This window comes from Streptomyces sp. NPDC101194, assembly GCF_044767885.1.
Taxonomy (GTDB): Bacteria; Actinomycetota; Actinomycetes; order Streptomycetales; family Streptomycetaceae; genus Streptomyces.
In genome coordinates this window covers 285,348-304,706 of the sequence record NZ_JBIWOS010000008.1, presented here as the reverse complement: position 1 = coordinate 304,706, position 19,359 = coordinate 285,348, and the positions used below count along the sequence as shown (strand labels likewise).

The window sequence follows — 19,359 nt, the reverse complement described above, 5'->3', positions numbered from 1 at the left end:
TGACACGTGACGGGATCCACGAAGCTGTCAGGTTCCAGACATGCCGGTTTCAGACAGTGAACGACGCTTCTTGATCCGGTAGTTGGACTTACAGACTGAGCCTCGCCCTTGGATGCCCTACCGGGGCACCCTCGAAAGGAGACCTCGTGAAGAAGACCCTGTCTGTGGCAGCGAGCCTGGCGATCGCCGCGACCTGCGGCTTTGGCATGGCGCTTCCCGCGCACGCCGCTGACGCGACCGGTGTCACGACTGCGGCGAGCCGGTCGCTGCAGTCCTCCATCGACACCTCCTCCATGGACCCGCAGCACCAGGCCGTCGTCGACCGGATCCTGGCCAAGCTGCCTGCCGACTGGGAGGCCCGCCTCGACGCGGCCAAGGCCAAGTACGGTCTGAAGGGCGAGGAGTGGCAGCAGATCCGCGACAGCGCGATCAACCCCGGCGACTACCAGTGCCAGACGACCGATCTGTCGAAGTACGCCAACTCCCTCCTCGATGACGCGCAGGACCCGTGGACCATCTTCATTCTTTCGCTCTTCGGCGGCTTCGACATGCCGACCTACGACGCGCTGATCTACGGCAAGGAGTCGTCGTCGAACACGTTCGGCGTCAAGGGTGAGTACACCCAGCAGCTCAACTCCGAGATGAAGAACCTCAAGCGCTTCTGGGACATCGACTCCGCGCGCATCGAACTGATCCCCATGCACGGCGCGGACGTCTTCACCAGCCCGGACCGGCTCGCCCGCACGCTCTCCGTGCTGTACGGCGGCACGCCCGAGGAGAACCTCGACCTGGCCGACATGTTCATCGAGCTGGTCGACTCGGAGCCCGTCCTCCAGGGCGGCGCCAACCCGATCTTCACCTTCAACGCCTTCGCCTACAGCGAGAAGGACGACCCGGAGCCGCTCGGCATCACGGACCGGATCATCATGGGTGACGGCATCCTGCAGGGCATGAACGCGGTGAACCTGGGCGACGTCGCGCCGCGCGGCATCCTGGGCCACGAGTTCGGTCACCACGTCCAGTACCAGAAGAACCTCTTCGAGAGCGACCTGAGCGGTCCGGAGGCCACCCGCCGCACCGAACTCATGGCGGACGCGTTCGGCACGTACTTCCTGACCCACTCCCGCGGCGAGTCGCTGAACGCCGCTCGCGTCCTCAAGTCCGAGAAGTCGTTCTACCAGGTCGGCGACTGCAGCTTCACCAGCTCCGGTCACCACGGCACGCCCAACCAGCGGCTCAACTCGGCGACCTGGGCGGCGGGCGTGGCCAACGAGGCGCCGAACCAGGGCCACATCCTGCCTGCCCTCGCGTTCGACAATCTCTTCGAGGCCAAGCTGCCCGACCTGGTCAAGCCGGACGGCAAGTAACGGTCACCACCCCACCGCGGGGCGATGAACGCCTCAGCGGCTGAGAACCCGCGCGGGGCGGGCCGGATCACGCACCGGCCCGCCCCGCGCGCCCGCGTCACGAGCCCGGCCGCGGCCCGGGATCACAGCCAGCCGCGACGGCTGGCCTGAACGCCGAGTTGGAACCGGGTCTTGGCGCCGAGCATTTCCTGGAGGCGGGCGATGCGCCGGGCGACGGTGCGCTCGCTCACCCCGAGCTCACGGGCGATCGACTCGTCGGTCAGCCCCGTGCTGAGGTAGCTCAGGAGCTGCCGCCCCTCGGCGGTCGCCTCGCTCTTGACGGCCTCACCGGCCGGCGGAAGCGGAACGGCGATCTGCCAGTACGACTCGAAGACGCCGATCAGCCCGTCCAGGAGCCCCGACGGCTGCACGACGGCACTGTGGTGTCCCGTACGGTTCGGAGCGGCGACGGAGACCACGGCGAAACGGTCGTCGCAGACCAGCACGTTCAGCGCGACATCGGGGAAGACCCTGGCCTGTTCCCCCCGGGCGACGCACTCGTGCGCCACTTCCAGCGCCTTGGGGTCCTGCAGGATGTTGGCGCTGTACACCACCCGGTAGGCGATCCCGCGGTCCAGCGCGTCCAACGTTCCGGGGCCCACCTCCGGCATCCGGTCTCCCCCGCCCACCGGCCCGATCGACAGCGCGCGCACCTGGGACACGGCCCCGTTGTGCACCCGCGACTGGATCTCCCCGCGCCGCTCGGAGGTGTCGACGACCTCGACGTAGCTCGCTCCGGCGGTGTGGTCGAGCCAGTACTGCGACAGGGCCGTGGCGCTCTCGTAGGCGATCCGGGCCTGGCGCGCGCGCCGCTCGGCGACCGCCTCCAGCACCGCGCGAGGCGGCTGGGCGGTCAGCCTGCCCTCCGTACGGGACACCAGACCGATGTCGCTGAGTTCGGCGACGGCGTCCTTGAGACCGTCGAGCGGCGAATCGACCAGCGTCGGCCGGTCGGTGAGCTCGGTCGGGGTCTGCGGACCCCATTCCACGAGCGCGAGGTAGGCGGCCTCCGCTGTCGCGGAGAGCCCGAGAGCCTGCAACGGGCGCAGCGTGCGCATGTCCCCCCAACCCGGCGGCACCGCACGGCACCACCCCACCGACCCCATTTCTACGGTGGCTGTCATTCCGCCAAAGATCGTCACCCTAACACCGGCATGATCACGCGGACCAGGAGCAGACGGCGCGACGAGCGGCGCTGGTGAAAGCGCCGGTGAGAGCGCCGACGGAGACGCCGGCAGTCGGTCCGCGCCCGCCGGTAGCAGGGGCTCCACGGGTGTGGAATCCGGTCTCGGCCTGGAGTCGTGCTGCGAGTGCGGTGCGTGGCCCGTCGCTCATCCTGTGCCGACGCTGGCGATGTCACGCAGGCCGTGCCGGTGTGAACGCCACGGTGAACAGGCACTTCAGACCCGCAGACCGGTCGGCGTGTGCACCGGGGCCGGGCTGCCCGACCCCGAGCAGGCCGCGGCCGAGATCACCTGCGTATGAGAAGGAGCCCAGGTCGGTTCTGGGCCCGGTTGGCGTCGGGTTCGCGTGGAACTGGAGTGAGGGCCGTTTGACGCGGCAGCTCCCGCATGGGGCAGGGCACCGGGCGGACGGCGAACCCGATACGGCTCGCCGTCCGCCCTGCACGGTTCCGGCGTCCTCACCGCGCGGTATGTCAGAAGCCGATGGCCTCGCGCAGCAACAGGACGGTGCCGCGCCCGGGCGTCGGCTCGGCGTTGAGGACGAGCAGACGGTTGACCGCGCTCGGCTGCCCGTAGACCGCCTGGGTGCGCGCGGTCTCCAGCGAAAGGGCGTGCTCCTCGACCCGGCGCAGTGCGGTGCTCAGGTCGGGTACCACCTTCTGCGCCCCGACGACCCAGATCGCCCTTGCGGCGCCGCCGGCGGAGGCGGGCAACTGGCTGCCGCTGCCCGAGGCGATGACGAGCGATCCGGTCTCGGTGACGGCCGCGACGCCGGCGACGAAGACGTCGGGGGTGGCCGTCAGCCGGCGGATCCGGTCGAACTCGGTGGCGCGGTCCATCTTCAGCACGCGCGGCCGGATGGCCTGGTAGCGGTCGCCCGTCTCGATGTCCTGCGTGATGCCGGAGAGCCGAAGCGTCTCGCTGGCCCCGGTGAACACGCCCGCGCCCTCCGGTATCAGGTCCTTGATGCGGGCGCGGGCCGCCGCGGCGTCGTCGAGCAGTTCGGCGGTGAAGCCGTTCGCCCGCAGCGCCGCGAGTGCCCGGTCCAGTCGCTCGGCGGACGCCGGTGCGCCGAAGTCGTCGGCCGCCCCGGCGGCCGACGCGTCCGGCTCAACGGCCTCCGGTGCCCGGCCGTCCTCCGCGGCCTTGTCGGAGCCGGACGCCTGGGCGTCGGGGCCGGTCTCCTGGGCGTCGGGGCCGGGCGCCGAACCCCCCAGAGGGGTGGTGTCGACATACCTGACCTCGTAGACCCGCTCGGCGAACTTCCATCCCTCCGGCGTACGCCGGTAGGTGTCGTGGTAGATGGCGAAGTTCAGGCCCGAGCGGCCGTCGAGCAGACGCGCGATCTCCTGCATGTAGGTGCGACCGGTGGCGGTGTCGCCGTCGATCCGGATCGTGCCCGGGTGGCTGTTCTGCACGAAGAAGTCCCACTGGCTCTGCAGGCGTTCGCCTCCGGTCCGGATCTCCTCCCGGCCGATGAGCTCGACCGGGACGTTGGGCATGCGCAGGACGCCGTCGGGGGTGAACAGCGCGGCAAGGCGGGCACGGTCCCGCATCATCGCCGCGTCGGTGAACTCGCCGCGCAGCGCATCGATCTCGACACGGTCGGCGATCTCTTGGAAGTCGTTCATGCTCAGCGTCCTGTCCTGTGGATGGTGTGCTCCTCTTCGCCAGTCCGACAACACAGCCCCGCCGAATGTGAGGCGAGCCGCCCACGTCACATTCCGCCGCTCTGATTCGTCGTCATGGAGAAAGGGACGAACGTGAACGAGGGAGCTGAAGAGCGTATGACCACCCCGCCGGAACAGGCACAGCGGCAGGCGGACGAGCAGCGGGACCCGGGCCTGAGCACGATCATGAGCGAGCGTCGACAGCTGCTCAATCTCGCCTACCGGCTGCTCGGGTCCCTGGCCGACGCGGAGGATGTCGTCCAGGAGACCTATACCCGCTGGTACGCGATGTCCCGGGCGCAGCAGGAGGCCATCGAGTCCCCGGGCGCCTGGCTGTCGAAGGTCACCAGCCGCATCTGCCTGAACCTGCTCGGCTCGGCGCGCTCCCGGCGGGAGACCTACGTCGGGGAATGGATCCCGGAGCCGCTGCCCGACCCGGCCGAGTGGATCGCCGGGGCGGCGGGCGGCGCCGGCATGGACCCGGCCGACCGGATCACCCTCGACGAGTCGGTGACCATGGCCTTCCTGGTCGTGTTCGAGTCGATGACCCCGGCCGAGCGCGTCGCGTTCGTGCTGCACGACATCTTCCGCTACCCGTTCGCCGAGGTGGCCGAGATCGTCGGCCGCAGCCCGGCGGCGTGCCGTCAGCTGGCGTCCTCGGCCCGCCGTCGCATCGCCGCCGCGCGGGCCGAGGCGAGCCCGGACGCGGCCCGGCAGGCGAGCGTCGTCCGACGGTTCAAGGCGGCCTGGGAGGCGCAGGACTTCGAGGCCATGCTCAGCCTGCTCGACCCGGGCGCCACCGCGATCTCCGACGGCGGTGGCCGCGCCATCGCCCATCTGTTGCCGATCGAGAGCGCCGAGCGGATCGCCCATCTGTACCGCACGATCGCCCGGTTCGCGCCGCCCCGCACGATCCTCGAACGCACGGTCAACGGGCTGCCGGGCCTGGTGGTCGAGTCCGAGGGCCGGATCGAGACGGTGTTCGCGTTCGATGTGGCCGACGACGGCCGGATCACGCACATCTGGGCGGTGCGCAACCCGGACAAGCTCCGCCCATGGCAGCTGTAGGAACCGTCCTCACGGGCCGGCGGTGGCCGTGGGGGCGCGAAGCGCCCCGGAGCCGAGGGGGTTTTGGGGCGAAACGGCCCCGTGCGCGATCAGCGGCCGCCGATCGCGGGGACTTGGTACCGCAACTGCGTCTGGCGGTGGCGGGTGACGGCGCTTCACCGCGCGCGGGCCGGGTGCGTAGGGTACGAGCGGCCCGAGAGCCGTGAGCTCCGGGCCGCCCCGGCCGTGGGAGACGCGTCCGAGGGGCCGAGGACCGGGGGTGGCGGGGATGGCGGACGCGGCTGACGTGGGACGGGCGGACGGGGCCGGGGAGGGCGCCGGGCGGATCGTCCCGCTGGACCGGCGGGTGTTGGTCGTCGCGGGGGTGGTCTTCGTCGTACTGATGGCGTTGTCCTCGCGCTACGGCTTCCATCGCGACGAGCTGTACTTCCTCGACTCTGCCCGGCACCTCCAGGCGAGTTACGTGGACCAGCCGGCGCTGGCGCCGCTGCTGGCCCGGGTCTCGCTGTCGCTGTTCGGGGTCTCGGAGGCGGGTCTGCGGCTGTGGCCCGCACTCGCCGCCGCGGGCACGGTGGTCGTGGGCGGGCTGACCGCGCGGGAGTTCGGCGGTGCGCGGCGGGCACAGTTGCTCGCGGCGATCGCGACGGGCACCATGCCCGTGCTGCTGGGCAGTGGCCACGTCGCCAACACGACGTCGTACGAGATGCTGGCGTGGGCGGCGATCGCGCTCGTGGTCGTGCGGATCGGCCGCACCGGCGACACGCGGTGGTGGCTCGCCGCGGGGGCGCTGGTCGGCCTCGGCGCGGAGTTCAACCACCTGGCGGCGATCTTCGGGGCCGTTCTGCTGGCAGCGGTGCTGCTCGGCCCGGCCCGCCGGACCGTGGCCGACCGGCGGCTGCTCGCGGGTGCGGTGATCGCTGTGCTGTTCGTGCTGCCAGACCTGTGGTGGCAGGCGCGGCACGGCTGGGCCATGTTCGCGATGACGCGGGCACTGAACGGGGAGCACGGAGGCGCGGGGAACATCCTCACCTGGATCGTGGGGCAGCTCAGCATGTCGTGTCTGGCGATGACGGTGCTGTGGGTGGCGGGCCTGCGGTTCCTCCGACGGTCCGGCCGGCCGCTGTGGCGGTGCCTGGTGACCGCGTACGCCGTGCTGTTCGTACTGTTCGCCGTGACGACCGGAGCGCAGGTGTACTACTTGGGCGGGCTGTACGTGTGCCTGCTCGCGGCCGGCGCGGTGGGACTCGACGGGTGGCTGCACTCCCGCCCGGAACGGCTGCGCGGTCTGGTGGTCGGGGCCGCCGTCTCGGCCGCGCTGTCCGCCGTGATCGTGCTGCCGGTGCTGCCGTCCTCCTCCGTGGCCTGGACGTACGGCACGAGCCCGATATCGGGAGAGACCCTGGGCTGGCCCCAACTGGTCGGCACCGTGCGGCAGGTGTGGGCCGGGCTCCCGCCGGGGCAACGCGCGAACGCGGTCGTCTTCGCGGCGGACTACAGCGAGGCCGGCGCCGTCAACGAACTGGGCCGCAGCGCCGGACTGCCCACCGCCGCGGGCGCCCAGAACACCGACTGGTGGTGGGGATCCGGCAACCCGCACGCCACAACCGTGGTGGCCGTCGCCCCCGGCCCCGAGTACGCCCCCGGATACGCTGCCCATCTGCGCCACTACTTCCGGCACGTCCGCGTGGCCGCCACCCTCTCCAACCCGGCCGGCGTGCACAACATCGAATGGGGCGGCCACGTCTACGTCTGCACCGGCCCCCACCGCCCCTGGGGCACGATGTGGCCCGAACTGCGCAACTACGCGTGACACGCACCCTCGCGGTACGGGACGGACAGCGCGAGGTGTCCCGGGCCTGCCGAGATCACCACGGCAGGGTGGATTCCGTCCCGGGCCCTGTCGAACCCCGGGGGCCGACCGCTCCGGAACCCGGGCTCGTTCCGGTTGCGGACTCGGTCCGTGGGATCGGATGCGTTGTCCCGATCCCGCACTTGCGCAAAGCAGACCGCATCGCCCCGGAAGTCGTAGCCCTGACCGGCCGATCACCACATCCGGGCGGCACGGTTGCCGGGAACCGGGAGTGCCATGAATCACAGGGGTGTTACCGGGCGCTTCAGCCGGCGAGTCGAGCGTCTCGGTTCATGGCCATGACCGGGAGTGGCCGCCAGTCAGCGGGAACACTCCGCATGACCAGAGCGCAGTCCGGGGTCGCGGTCCCCAGCGGGAAGCGGTCCGGGGCGTCGAAGAAGGAGGACGCGACGGTTCGGATCCGGCCGGCTTCCACGCGCCAGGCAGTGGTCTGGAGTTCCATGCCGTCCAGGTGACGGCCGGACCTGGTCGCCGAGAAGCCCTTTGTCCCACCTCGGAAGAACCGGGAAGCCTCGGCGAGATCGGCGAAGAGCTTGCTCTCTCGCAACTCGTCGGACAGCTCGACGGTGACATCCACTCGAGTGTCGCCGTCCCGGGTCGCCGACGCGACACGCACCTGCCGGGGTGTCTCGTGCACCTGGAAATCTGCCAGGCCGTGTTCTCCGGGGAAGACACGGCCACCGGCCCAGGCATTGAGCCGCGAGGCGGTGTCGCGACGTGGGATGTAGACGCCGGTCTCCACGCCGTCCGGTCCGTCCCATTCGACGGCGATCCGGTGCGCCACGTTCTCGCTCCGCAGCCCAACCATAGCGGGCGCCCAGGACGGTCGGACATTCCCCAGGCGCAGGAGGCAGATACCCGCGACCGCGTAGCCGTGCACCACATGGGGGCGCAGCGGCTCGGGGAGCAGGCGTGCCGCGGCGTCCGGGGCGACCCGGTAATTCACCAGAAGTCGTCGCTCGATGACGCTGGTCAATCGCGGCTGCCTCATGACCCCTCGCTCTGCGCCGTTGGGCGCCATTTGGTGTGGCGCAGCACGATCTGCTCGGGGCAGACGGTGCTGAGGAACCGGCCGATGCAGATCGCCAGGCGATCCTCGGCCAATGTGTAAAGGATCCGCTTGCCCTCGCGGCGCTCGATGACCAGGCCGGCCCCCTTGAGCACGCCGAGATGCCGTGAGACGGAGGGCGCGCTGATCGGGAACCTGCTCGCGATCTCGCCGGCAGCGAGCTAGCCGTCTCTGAGGTCCTCAAGAATCTGACGTCTCGTCGGATCGGCGAGGGCCCGGAAGACCCCTGTCTCATCCTGAGCTTCCGTCACAGCTCATATTTAGCATCTTGGCTAAATGTCTAGCAACCGTCGTACGCGCCCGTCTTTCGGCGGGCCCCGACTCAGGCTGTGTCGCGCATCACATCCGGACCATGTCACGTCCAGGCCGCCGGCTCCCATCTGGTGGGCGTCAGCAAGCGAGCCGAGGAGGACGGAACGATGAACGCACAGCAGAGGACCGGCACCGCGACCGCGCACCGCGTGGTGGTCCTGGGGGCGGGGTACGCGGGCATGTCCGCGGTGATCCAGCTCGCGGCCCGGGTCAAGGGGCACGAGGGCGTAGAGGTGACCTTGGTGAACGCACAGGAGCGCTTCACCGAGCGGATGCGGCTGCACATGACGGGGACCGGGCAGCGGACCGCCGAGCTGAGCATCCCGGAGCTGCTGGAGGGCACGGGCGCGCGGTTCGTGCGCGGCTGGGTGACGGCGATGGACGCGGGCGCCAAGACCGTGCGGATCGACGACGACCGGGTGCTGCACTACGACACGCTGGTGTACGCGCTGGGCGGGGCCGCCGACACCTCGACGGTGCCTGGCGCCGAGGACCACGCATACACCCTGAGCAGTGCCCAGGGCGCCGAGTTGCTCGCCGCCCGGCTGGGGCGGCTCGGCAGCGGCACCGTGGTGGTCGTCGGCAGCGGGCTGACCGGCATCGAGTCGGCTGCGGAGATCGCCGAACAGCACCCGGAGCTGAACGTCGTGCTGCTGGGCCGGGCCGAGCCCGGTGCGGCCATGAACCCCGGGGCCAAGGCGTACGTGCAGGCCGCGCTCGACCGGCTGGGCGTCCGGGTGCGCGCCGGGGTCGAGGTGGTGAAGGTGCTGCCTGACGCGGTCGAACTGGCGGGCGGGGAGAGCATCGCCGCCGACACCGTTCTGTGGACCAGTGGCACGCGGGTGTCCCCGGTGGCGGCCGCCGCCGGGCTGACGGTCGACGGGCGCGGACGCATCGTCACCGACGCCACGCTGCGGTCGGTGTCGCACGCCGACGTGTACGCGGTCGGCGACGCGGCCGCGATCCGCCAGGGCTACGGCGTCATGCACGGCACCTGCCAGGGCGGCATGCCGACCGGGGTGCACGCCGCACTGTCGATCGACCGTGTGCTGAAGGGCAAGCAGCCCAAGCCGTTCCGCTTCGGCTACTACCACACGCCGGTGAGCCTGGGTCGGCACGACGCGGTGGTGCAGTTCACGCGCCCCGACGACAGCCCCCGGCGAATTCACCTGACCGGCCGCTTGGCGGCCCGGTATAAGGAGACGGTGACTGCCTCGCCCTGGCCGACCTACGGCCGTATGAAGAAGATGCCCGCCTCGGGCGCGTTCTGGCCCCGAGGAGGCCGCTTCACCCGGCTCGGTGAGGCCCGGTGACCGACTTGGCCGCCCGCCCCGACCAGCAGGTCTTCCACGAGCACCGGCGACTGCTGTTCTCCGTGGCCTACCGCCTCCTCGGCTCCGCCGCCGATGCCGAGGACGCGGTCCAGGACGCCTGGATCAAGTGGTCCGCCGCCGACCGCTCGCAGGTGGCCGACCCCAAGGCGTATCTGACGCGGATCGTCTCGAACCTGGCGCTGGAACGGCTGCGCTCCACCCGGCACAAGCGCGAAACGTACGTGGGTCCGTGGCTGCCGGAGCCCATCCTCACCGGCGAGGACGCCTCCGAGATCGTCTCGGACGCCGAATCGGTGTCGATGGCCATGCTGGTGGTGCTGGAGACGCTCAGCCCGCTGGAGCGCGCGGTGTTCGTGCTGAAGGAAGTCTTCGACTTCAGCCACGCCGAGATCGCGCAGGCGGTGGAACGTTCCGAAGCCGCGGTGCGACAGGCCGCGCACCGGGCCCGCGAGCACGTGCGGGCACGGCGGCCGCGCTTCGCCGCCGACAGGTCGAGGCAGCGCGAGGCCACCGAGCGGTTCTTCGCCGCCGCGACCGGCGGGGACGTCAACTCGCTGATGGAACTGCTCTCCCCGGACGTCACCCTGTGGACCGACGGCGGCGGCAAGGTCCGCCAGGCCCTGCGCCCGGTCGTGGGCGCGGCCACGGTGGCCGCCTGGTTCGCGGCGATCGGCACCGTCACCTACCAGGGCGTCGAGCCTGCTGACATGAAGGCCCGACTCGTCCGGATCAACGGTGGGCCGGGCATCGTGTTCAGCGGGCCGGACCGCGTGATCGCCACCGTCACCTTCGACTTCGACGCCGACGGCCGCATCACCGCCATCCACAACGTGGCCAACCCGGACAAGCTCAAGGCCATCACCGACGGCACCACTCATGGCATCGGCACACGGTGAGCACCGCCACCGCGCGCTGCCGCCGGGTGCGGGAAAGCCTGCGAACCCGGTGATCGGCTCGAAGCAGCGACGGACGCCCCCATGCCGGTGCAGGACGGCCTGAGTCCCCGCCGCAAGAGCGGAGACTCTGCTGGAGTCTGATAGTTTCTCCCAGCATTTACGCCTTCCCGGCCGGGCCCCGCCTCCGCCGGGGAGGCTTTTTTCATACCCGGCTCCGACCCGGGCACAGCGGGAGACCACCACCGTCCTGCCGCAATCGAACAACCCGGTGCTGCCCCGGACACCACCCGACCGCCGAACATGGAGGAGATTCATGACCGAGCTGTCCGTACGCCTCGCCGATGAGGCCGACCGACCGACACTGGAGCGCCTCTGGTCAATGTTTCGACATGACATGTCGGAGTTCAGCGGTGCACTGCCCCGCCCGGACGGAACCTTCCGAAGCGATCGGCTCCACGCCGCCTTCACGCAGGCCGACTGGGCGCCCTATCTCGTGACCAGCGGCGAGTTCCCCGTCGGTCTCGCGTTCGTCCGCAGCCTGACAGGCCCGACGCGCGTACTGAGCAGCTTCTTCGTGGTGCGTGGCGTACGCAGGACAGGGATCGGGCTGCGCGCCGTGCAGGAGGTCGTGACGAAGCACCCGGGGCCCTGGGAAGTCGCCTTCCAGGAGAGCAACGACGCCGCAGTCGGATTCTGGCGCCGCGTCGCTGCCGAGATCGCAGGCGATGCATGGGCCGAGGAACGCAGAGCGGTACCGGGTCGCCCGGACCTGCCACCCGATACCTGGATCTCGTTCACCGCCCCGGCTACGACTCAGGGCTGAACACCGGACGCAGCGTTGCCGCCCAGCAGGGCTCGGCGGCAACGGACGCAACCCCGTGTCCGAGGGTGTTGTGCAATCCGTAACACCCGGCGCCACCAACAAGGTTGCAGTTCTCCAGAGTGTGGCCGAGGCCCGCGGTGATCGGGACGATGCGCGCGCCGATGCCGTACGCGGTCTGTGCGCGCGGCTCAGGTCACCGGCCGGGGCGGCGTCCGCACGTGGGCCACAGACTCCACGAGGCCGACCGACCGCTGCCGTTGGAGCGCATGCCAGGAGCCGACCGCCCCGACACGGGCTTCGGCCGACTCGCGGCATGCGACCTGAGGTCGACGACATCTACGCCGCACGTCGTGAGTGAACGCCGGGACGTCCAGCCTGCCGACGGATGACCGGGACCATACGAACTCGCAGGATGGATCACGACGAACACCGGCTCCTCAAGAAAGGCAGGAGATCGTCATGGCGTCTCTTTCACGGGGCAGGACCATGGCCGTCCTGGCCGCACTCGCCGCAGGTCTCACCCTGTCCGGTTCCGCCGTCGCTTCCCCCGGACACGGGGAGGAGAAGCCGATCCGCGCGAGCGTCGTCGGAAGCGGCGAGATCGTGCTGCCCTACTACAAGGACGACGACATCCGTTCGTTCACCTTCGACGCCCATGGCGTCCCGTACAGCCGTCCCCTGCCCGCGATCCCCACGGGTCTGCCCACCGACGCGCGGGGGACGATCGAGATCTCTCACTACTCGGCCGAGCGGCACATCACGTACACGTCCAAGGGGCGCGTGGACTGCTTGGTCACCGGACCGCGAACAGCGACGCTGACAGCGGTCATCACCGAAGTGAGCCCCGGCGGACCGCCCACCGTCGGGCACCGGGTAGGGCTGAGCGTCTACGACGGAGGCAAGGACGAGGGCCGCTCTGCCGACCGCGTCGGCTTCTCCTGGAACGGCGTGAACCTGCTGACGGACAACGGCACCCAGCCCGAGGAGGCCCCGGTCGGTACCTGCATGGCCCCCGCCCCGTACGCCCCGGTGACCAGGGGCGGGTACACGGTCACGCACGCCGAGCTGCCGCCACCGCCGACGACCGGCCAACCGGAACATCACTTCGCACGCCGTCCCGACAACACGGCGCGTCCCCATCCGTCATGAGCCGCTCACACATGCGTGTCGACGGGCAACCGCCGACGTCTTCGCTGCGGGCCGGCCGGGACCACGCTCCTCCAAATCCCTTGCTCTGGGCGGCATTTCACCCGAGATATCGACTTCGAGCACCTCCGCGGCGCCGCGCCGCTTGAGCTCCTCGAGGCGGAAGCCGGCGCCGGAGGCCGGGTCGGGTACCGGCTTGCCGCGCACGTCCGCCGCCCCGGGCCACCAGGAGAGGTGGCATCGGCTGACGACCAGGACGCAGTGCGGCGATGTCGGCCGGTTCCTCAAGGATCTCGGCGCAGACATGGTCGAGTTCCCTGACCCGAACGCGTGGGTCCGTCCGCCGACAGGCCTCCGGCTCCCGTCGGGACCCGACGATCCCGTCCTCGGACTCCTGCCCGGACGGCCCACTCCCACATCCCCTCGTATTCTTTTCCCGTGCCAGTCTCCCGCCTGCATCGCGTCGCCGTCCTTGTTCTCGAGGGCGCGAAGCCGCTCGATGTCGGCATTCCTGCTCAGGTGTTCACGACCCGCGCGAGCATGCCGTACGAGGTGCGGGTGTGCGGCGCCTCGCCCGGTCTCGTGACCGGTGGCGACGGCCTGTCGTACTGCGTCGCCCACGGCCTCGACGCGCTCGCGTGGGCCGACATCGTATTCATCCCCGGCTACCGGTTCCCGGACCGCGACGACCCGCCCCAGCCCGTCGTCGATGCGCTGATCGCGGCCCACGATCGGGGCGCACGCCTCGCCGCCATCTCGACCGGGGCCTTCGCGCTCGCCGCCACGGGCCTGCTCGACGGCAAGCGCGCCACGACTCACTGGCATTACACACGCGCGCTTGCGGCGAAGCATCCGCTCCTCCGGGTCGACGAGAACGTCCTGTTCGTCGACGAGGGAAGCGTGCTGACGTCGGCCGGCGCCGCCTCGGGCATCGACCTGTGCCTGCACATTCTGCGCGGCGACCTCGGGGTGGCCGCATCGAACCACGCGGCCCGACGCCTGGTCGCGGCCCCTTACCGCAGCGGCGGCCAGGCGCAGTACGTGCCACGCAGCGTGCCCGAGCCCCTGGGCGAACGGTTCGCCGCCACCCGCGAGTGGGCGCTGCACCGGCTGGGCGAGCCCCTCACCCTTGAGGTGCTCGCCCGGCACGCGACGGTGTCGCCACGCACGTTCTCGCGGCGCTTCGCCGAAGACACGGGATACACGCCGATGCAGTGGGTCATGCGCGCCCGCATCGACGTGGCCCGCGAGCTGCTCGAACGTTCGGAACGGAGCATCGAGCAGATCGCCGCCGACACCGGCCTCGGCACCGGTGCGAACCTGCGGCTGCACTTCCAGCGCATCCTCGGCACCACGCCGAGCGAGTATCGGCGCACCTTCACCCGGGGCGAGTAGCCCGCCGCCGTGGCGCGATCCTTTCGAGCCGTGGCACTCACGCCGCTGTCACGGGCGAATGCCGCAAGCGAACCTGATGGCGAACCGAAGGGACACCACTCATGACTCGTATCGCCATCAACGGATTCGGCCGCATCGGACGCAATGTGCTGCGCGCACTGCTCGAACGCGACAGCGACCTCGAGGTCGTCGCCGTCAACGACCTCACGGAGCCCGCCACCCTCGCGCGGCTGCTCGCGTTCGACACGACGTCCGGCCGGCTCGGCCGCCCGGTGACCGTCGACGGGAACGTCCTCGTCGTCGACGGCCGTCGCATCACGGTGCTCGCCGAACGCGAACCGGCGCAGCTGCCGTGGGCCGAGCTCGGCGTCGAGATCGTGCTCGAGGCGACCGGCCGCTTCACGTCGGCCACTGCTGCCCGCGCCCACCTCGACGCAGGCGCGAAGAAGGTGCTCGTCAGTGCGCCGTCGGACGGCGCCGACGTCACGCTCGCGTTGGGGGTCAACACCGACGCGTACGACCCGGCCGTGCACACGATCATCTCGAACGCCTCGTGCACGACCAACGCGCTCGCACCGCTGGCCGCGGTCCTCGACGAGCTCGCCGGCATCGAGCACGGCTTCATGACGACGGTGCACGCCTACACCCAGGAACAGAATCTGCAGGACGGCCCGCACCGTGACGCCCGCCGCGCCCGCGCCGCCGCCGTCAACATCGTGCCGACCACGACGGGCGCCGCCAAAGCGATCGGCCTCGTACTGCCGAACCTCGACGGCAAACTGGCAGGCGATTCGATCCGTGTACCGGTTCCGGTGGGTTCGATCGTCGAACTCAACACGACCGTCGCCCGCGACGTGACGCGCGACGACGTGCTGGCGGCGTACCGCGCCGCAGCGCAGGGCCCGCTCGCCGGCATCCTGGAGTACTCGGACGACCCGCTCGTGTCCTCCGACATCACGGGCAATCCCGCCTCATCGATCTTCGACGCGGCCCTCACCCGCGTGGACGGCCGCCACATCAAGGTGGTCGCCTGGTACGACAACGAATGGGGCTTCTCGAACCGCGTGATCGACACACTCGAACTCATCGCCGCCCACTGACCGGACGTCGGCACACTCTCCACCTGCCTCAGAACCCGGGCCTCCGTTCGGTCAGGCCGGACCGGCGAGCCCCGCCGCCCGGCCTGACCCGAACGAAGCACCCCAGCCGGGGGCAGCTCCACGAGTACCCCGGACTTCCCGCACGTGACGGATTGCCGGTCACCCGGCCGCATTCGAGTCATGGAGTGAGCCGATGCCCGTTCCCATCGCGAGTTCCCGAGCCCTCGCCCCGCAGGACCTCATGACCGACCTCTGCTCCGCGCCAGGTGCCGTCGGGCGTCGGAAGCGGTGGGAACCCTGGGCCGTGGCCGCGGCCTCGGCTTCAAGGGGTACGGCCTCGATCCATCTCAGCCGGACGCGTGGGAAGGCGCGGCACCACGGGCGAAGGTGACCCGGGGCCGGGCCCCGTTGGACGCGTTCTTCAACGCTTTCGACTCCCTCGTCGCCTGACGCCTGGATGAGGTCCCCGGCGGGCGGGACCGCGCCGGGGAACACCCCGTCCGTCCGACCCGCCGTCCGCAGTGGCGGTCGGCACCGGGCGTGGACACACTGCTGCGGATCCGCGCGAGCCGGCACGAGGACGCATCGCGAGCGCGCACCCCGTCGGCATCGACACCACCGGGAAGCCATCGCGTTCTGCCTGACCGCGATCCGATCAGCCGGTCTCGGCGGCGAAGGGGCCGCGGTCACCGAAAGCGAGCCGCGCGAAGTTCGCGCCGATGCGGCGGTGTGCTGCGGGATCAGGATGGACCTCGTCCGGCAGCGGGAACTCGGCGTAGTCCGTCTCGCCGTACAGGTCGCGTCCGTCCATGTAGTGCAGATTCGGGTCGTCGGCCGCCCTCTGGTCGACGATTCCGGCGAGTTCGTCGCGGATGACGTGGAGCGTCAGGCGCCCGGCCGCACGTTCGGCCGGATCGCCCGTGGCCTTGAACCGCAGGGTGCCGCCGTCGAAGTCGGGCGCGAGGGGGCCGGGGGTGTCCTCCTGGACCGGGCACAGGATGGGGGACACGACCAGCAGCGGCGTGGCCGGATGCCCCTCGCGGATGGTGTCGAGGAAGCCGTGGACTGCGGGCGTGAAGGCGCGCAGGCGCATCACGTCGGAGTTGACGATATTGATGCCGATCTTGAGGCTGATCAGGTCCGCGGGCGTGTCCCGCATCGCGCGGGCGGTGAACGCGTCGAGCAGCGCGCTGCCGCCGAACCCCATGTTGACCAGCTCCACTCCGCCCGCAGCGGCTGCCAGGGCCGGCCAGGTGGCACTCGGATGAGCGGCGTTCGAACCGTGGCTGATGGAACTGCCGTGGTGCAGCCACACCCTGCGCCCGCTGTCCGGCACCTGCTCGACGGGAGCGTTGGTGCGCAGTGCGATCAACTCGGTGATCTCCGTATGCGGGAGCCAGATCTCGATGTTCTTGTCACCGGCCGGCAGACCGTCGAAGCGGGCGGTTCCGGGAGGCCCTTCGGACAGCTCGGCGGACTGGGTGAACATGTCTGTGATCGTGCGGACGTTACCGCCGGCGACCGTGGCCTGGGCCGCGAGAGCGCCATCGATCAGCAGGTCGTACACGCCGTCCGCCGGGGCGGGGAAACCTTGGTAGACCCGCTTGGTGGGCAGCGTGTCGAGTTCGATCGCGGTGGCGCGGGTACGGAAAGCCAACCGCACGCCGGAGGGCTGGGCCTCGGCAACGGCCAGTTGGTCGTCGGGGATCTGCCGGCGCGCCCGGGCGGGCAGCCGATGCGGCAGCAGACCGTGCGCGGTCGCCTCCAGGTCGAGGAAGCCGCGCAGGACGTCCGCGGTGACAGGTGTGGTGATCCAGTGGTGCTCGGTGTTCATGGCCTCTGCCTGTTGATCAAGAGTGTGCACATGCTCGTTTGCGCCGACGCTCGGCGCGACGGACCGCCTCCGGCGGTGCCGCCCTCGCGCGGTCAGGGTGTGACCCGGTTCCGTAGCGGAGCGGCGAGTGCTCGCCCTGGCGAGCGCGGAGACGGTCACCTGATCGAAGCCGACTTCGTCCGCCGGTTCCGCGGCCGCGCTGACCAGACGTTCTGCGGTCAGCCCCCGCACGCACCATAACCTTCCTCCTATTTGGCGATATCGATTATGCAGTTGCCTAACACCTTTAGGCAAATTAGCGTTTCGTTCATGAAACCTCTGACCGAGCAACAGATCCGTGCCGCGTTCGTGAACTGCACCAAGGGCGAGGCGAAGCGCCTGTCCGTCCCCCGCGACCTGGCCGAGCGGCCCTGGGCCGACCTGGACTTCCTCGGCTGGCGAGACCCCCAGGCCCCCGACCGGGCCTACCTCGCCATCGAACTGGACGGCCGTCCGGTGGCGCTCGCACTGCGCTCCCCCAGCCCCGGCTCCTGGCAGATGCGGCGCAGCATGTGCTCGATATGCCTGACCACTCACACCGGAGGCGTCTCGCTGATGGTCGCCGCGAAGGCCGGCAGGGCCGGGCAGCAGGGCAACTCCGTGGGGGCCTATATATGCAGCGACCTCGCCTGCTCGCTGTACGTGCGGGGCAAGAAGAACGCGGGCGCCGGCGCACGGCTCCACGAGTCACTCACCCTGGACGAGAAGATCCAACGCACCGTCGCGAACCTCGCCGTGTTCATCACCAAGATCACCACATGAATCGCCCAGTCAGGCACACCACACGTCGGCTCCAGCCACCTCCCACCCCCAAATGGCCGAAAGCCGCCGGTGGCTCTCGGGGACGGCACCGACCGGATTACGCAAGGCTGGGCTGAAACGGACATCCGCCCCACCTCCGACCCGGCTGTGTCCGGCAGGCATGTCGCCCCACACACGCGGCCGGACGCTGCTTGGCCTGGACCGGAACAGCAGCAGAGCAACCACAGCGAGGGTCCGTACGGTCGGTGGCTGTCCCGCGGCCGGAAGGCGGCCGCCAGGTCCGGACCGCAGATGATCGACAGCGGCTTCGGCAGGATCGCCGTGCCGGTGGTGTTGTTCGTCATGGTCGACGCGCTGGGCTTCGCACTCTGTCAGCAGCACCCCCGAGCGGGCCCTTGCGGCGCACCGTCGCGGCGACGCCCCGTCAGGCGCGACGACGCGTCCGTGGCCAAGTCGTCGTGACCGCGTTGCTGGTGACCGTGGCTGGCTGCATCGTCGGCGGGCGGCCGCCCGGCGCTTCCTCGCCGGGTTGCGACGGCGGCCTGCTCGCCGGAAACCACCAGGGATTGCGCGACAGCCCTTCGGTGATCGATTCCAGGGGCTCAGTGATCACTGCGACTCACGGACGGCCGCTACCGCCTCCCGGACGTCCGGATGCAGGTCGTCAGCGAGACCGTCCAGCAGCTCGGCGACCCCAGGGGTCGACCAGCGGGCGACCGCCCACACCAGGTCCTCCCGCACGCCGGGGTCGGGGTGGGCAGCAAGGCGGGTCAGCTGGGCAAGCGGGCCCCGTCGACGCATACCGAACCAATGCAGTGTCTCCCGCAGCTTGGCCGGGTCTCCGGGGTCACCGGCTGCTGCGACCCTGGCGAGCAGCACTTCGGCCGGTGGCGGCGGCCCGTCCAGCGGATGCGGCAGCCGCTCGCGCAGGCGCCGCGCCCCGTACTCCCCCCTCACCCGGCATCCGAAGCAGGTGCAGGGGCGGACGCCGTGCGCGTCCGGCCAGTACCGCCAGCCCACAACCTGCGGCGCGGTGCGGATCCGGTGCACTTCGCGGGGCCGGATCGCCCGAGGTACGAACACCTCCCACCCTCGCGGATCGTCGAGTGCGGCGATCCGCCGCACCGCGTCGGCCGCGGGAACGGTGGACTGGGCGTCCCGCGTCCGGTCCGTGTAGCGCCCGACCAGCACGTGCTGGTCGTCGTCCAGCCGTACGTGGACGGCCACAAGCCCGCCCCGGCGCCCGAAACGGGCCAGTTCGCGCAACCACTGGTGGGTGAGGGTGTACGACGGCAGCACCGGAAAGCAGTACACCCCGCGCACACCGCCTTGTCCCTGGCCGGCTGCCCGGATCCCGGACCGCCGGATGCGCTGCGCGTTCGCCGCCGACGTCAAGTGCACAAACATCGCCATGACCGGGCATATTACTGGCCCGACTCCATGAGATCTTC

Annotated in this window: 16 protein-coding genes and 2 pseudogenes; 12 read left to right on the top strand and 6 right to left on the bottom strand. The window is 70.5% G+C overall.

Features of this window, described 5'->3' with window-relative positions; translation table 11 throughout:
* Positions 1-146 precede the first annotated feature (146 nt).
* The gene (locus ACIRP2_RS28040) at positions 147-1,367 is read left to right on the top strand and encodes a hypothetical protein (RefSeq protein ID WP_404254953.1); all 1,221 of its coding nucleotides are present in this window, start codon (positions 147-149) and stop codon (positions 1,365-1,367) included.
* Between the two features lie 122 nt (positions 1,368-1,489).
* Here the strand turns inward: ACIRP2_RS28040 and ACIRP2_RS28035 are convergent, their stop codons facing one another.
* Positions 1,490-2,464 (bottom strand): LuxR C-terminal-related transcriptional regulator, encoded by a 975-nt coding sequence (locus ACIRP2_RS28035; RefSeq protein WP_404254951.1) that lies wholly within the window; start codon positions 2,462-2,464, stop codon positions 1,490-1,492.
* Between the two features lie 337 nt (positions 2,465-2,801).
* Here ACIRP2_RS28035 and ACIRP2_RS28030 point away from each other — a divergent pair.
* Positions 2,802-2,888 (top strand): annotated as a pseudogene (locus tag ACIRP2_RS28030) (TetR family transcriptional regulator); the annotation flags it as partial.
* A gap of 175 nt (positions 2,889-3,063) precedes the next feature.
* On the opposite strand, the gene ACIRP2_RS28025 reads toward ACIRP2_RS28030, so the two are convergent.
* A complete protein-coding gene (locus ACIRP2_RS28025; protein ID WP_404254949.1) occupies positions 3,064-4,221 on the bottom strand; it encodes an LUD domain-containing protein in 1,158 nt (385 codons plus the stop codon).
* Positions 4,222-4,377: 156 nt separating this feature from the next.
* Between ACIRP2_RS28025 and sigJ the strand changes: the two genes are divergently transcribed.
* Positions 4,378-5,328: an RNA polymerase sigma factor SigJ gene (gene sigJ / locus ACIRP2_RS28020; RefSeq protein ID WP_404254947.1), complete on the top strand. Its 951-nt coding sequence runs from the start codon at positions 4,378-4,380 to the stop codon at positions 5,326-5,328.
* A gap of 268 nt (positions 5,329-5,596) precedes the next feature.
* On the top strand, positions 5,597-7,138 hold the full coding sequence (locus ACIRP2_RS28015) for an ArnT family glycosyltransferase (RefSeq protein ID WP_404254946.1): 1,542 nt from the start codon (positions 5,597-5,599) through the stop codon (positions 7,136-7,138).
* Between the two features lie 304 nt (positions 7,139-7,442).
* Here ACIRP2_RS28015 and ACIRP2_RS28010 read toward each other — a convergent pair whose 3' ends face one another.
* Together ACIRP2_RS28010 and ACIRP2_RS28005 are read right to left on the bottom strand one after the other, a co-directional pair.
* On the bottom strand, positions 7,443-8,189 hold the full coding sequence (locus ACIRP2_RS28010; protein WP_404254944.1) for a DUF2071 domain-containing protein: 747 nt from the start codon (positions 8,187-8,189) through the stop codon (positions 7,443-7,445).
* Positions 8,186-8,518: pseudogene (locus ACIRP2_RS28005) on the bottom strand (metalloregulator ArsR/SmtB family transcription factor). Before ACIRP2_RS28005 ends, ACIRP2_RS28010 begins: the two are co-directional and overlap by 4 nt.
* 168 nt (positions 8,519-8,686) lie before the next feature.
* On the opposite strand from ACIRP2_RS28005, the gene ACIRP2_RS28000 reads away from it, so the two are divergent.
* The 6 genes from ACIRP2_RS28000 (at position 8,687) to gap (ending at position 15,273) form a co-directional block, all read left to right on the top strand.
* Positions 8,687-9,892, top strand: coding sequence for an NAD(P)/FAD-dependent oxidoreductase (locus ACIRP2_RS28000; RefSeq protein ID WP_404254942.1), 1,206 nt, complete (start codon positions 8,687-8,689; stop codon positions 9,890-9,892).
* The gene (locus tag ACIRP2_RS27995; protein WP_404254940.1) at positions 9,889-10,809 is read left to right on the top strand and encodes an RNA polymerase sigma-70 factor; all 921 of its coding nucleotides are present in this window, start codon (positions 9,889-9,891) and stop codon (positions 10,807-10,809) included. The genes ACIRP2_RS28000 and ACIRP2_RS27995 overlap by 4 nt, the downstream gene beginning before the upstream one ends.
* Before the next feature lie 313 nt (positions 10,810-11,122).
* The gene (locus tag ACIRP2_RS27990) at positions 11,123-11,632 is read left to right on the top strand and encodes a GNAT family N-acetyltransferase (RefSeq protein WP_404254938.1); all 510 of its coding nucleotides are present in this window, start codon (positions 11,123-11,125) and stop codon (positions 11,630-11,632) included.
* A 459-nt stretch (positions 11,633-12,091) separates the two neighbouring features.
* Positions 12,092-12,781, top strand: a complete 690-nt coding sequence (locus tag ACIRP2_RS27985; protein WP_404254936.1) for a hypothetical protein — start codon at positions 12,092-12,094, stop codon at positions 12,779-12,781.
* Positions 12,782-13,216: 435 nt separating this feature from the next.
* A complete protein-coding gene (locus tag ACIRP2_RS27980; RefSeq protein ID WP_404254934.1) occupies positions 13,217-14,173 on the top strand; it encodes a GlxA family transcriptional regulator in 957 nt (318 codons plus the stop codon).
* Between the two features lie 101 nt (positions 14,174-14,274).
* Positions 14,275-15,273, top strand: a complete 999-nt coding sequence (gene gap / locus ACIRP2_RS27975; RefSeq protein WP_404254932.1) for a type I glyceraldehyde-3-phosphate dehydrogenase — start codon at positions 14,275-14,277, stop codon at positions 15,271-15,273.
* Positions 15,274-15,928: 655 nt separating this feature from the next.
* On the opposite strand, the gene ACIRP2_RS27970 is transcribed toward gap, so the two are convergent.
* Entirely contained in the window at positions 15,929-17,107 is a 1,179-nt protein-coding gene (locus tag ACIRP2_RS27970; protein WP_404254930.1) for a GDSL-type esterase/lipase family protein, read from the bottom strand.
* A 309-nt stretch (positions 17,108-17,416) separates the two neighbouring features.
* Here ACIRP2_RS27970 and ACIRP2_RS27965 point away from each other — a divergent pair, with 309 nt between their 5' ends.
* Positions 17,417-17,908, top strand: a complete 492-nt coding sequence (locus ACIRP2_RS27965; protein ID WP_404254928.1) for an FBP domain-containing protein — start codon at positions 17,417-17,419, stop codon at positions 17,906-17,908.
* Between the two features lie 291 nt (positions 17,909-18,199).
* Positions 18,200-18,370, top strand: coding sequence for a hypothetical protein (locus tag ACIRP2_RS27960; RefSeq protein ID WP_404254926.1), 171 nt, complete (start codon positions 18,200-18,202; stop codon positions 18,368-18,370).
* Between the two features lie 147 nt (positions 18,371-18,517).
* On the opposite strand, the gene ACIRP2_RS27955 is transcribed toward ACIRP2_RS27960, so the two are convergent.
* Positions 18,518-19,321, bottom strand: a complete 804-nt coding sequence (locus tag ACIRP2_RS27955) for a HEAT repeat domain-containing protein (protein ID WP_404254924.1) — start codon at positions 19,319-19,321, stop codon at positions 18,518-18,520.
* Between the last annotated feature and the right edge of the window lie 38 nt (positions 19,322-19,359).